Below are 247 nucleotides of genomic sequence, written 5' to 3'. Positions count from 1 at the left end.
CGTGTCGTTCATCGTCGCGAGCTGGAAGCGCTGGTTGCGCATGTCGAGCCCGATCGCGTCGGACATGTAGCCGAACACAGGTTCCGTGGCCGTCACCGGCACGCCCTTGTACTGCGCGCGCAGCGCGGCGACCTTGTCGTCGACGGGTTTCAGCGACGCGACGAACTTCTGCAGGTTCGCGTCGTAGTCGGCCTTGTTCGCCGGATCGGCACGGCCCAGCTCGGCCGCGATCGCGCGCGCGGCGGCC

1 protein-coding gene is annotated in these 247 nt (G+C 68.8%); it reads right to left on the bottom strand.

Annotated elements, in window-relative coordinates; genetic code table 11:
* Positions 1-247, bottom strand: a 247-nt coding sequence (locus R0J88_RS22450; RefSeq protein ID WP_410901236.1) for a metal ABC transporter solute-binding protein, Zn/Mn family, incomplete at both ends; no start/stop codon positions are given.

It is taken from the genome of Pseudoalteromonas sp. SIMBA_162 (assembly GCF_046535955.1).
Taxonomy (GTDB): Bacteria; Pseudomonadota; Gammaproteobacteria; order Enterobacterales; family Alteromonadaceae; genus Pseudoalteromonas; species Pseudoalteromonas marina.
This window is presented reverse-complemented; position numbering and strand designations above follow the sequence as displayed.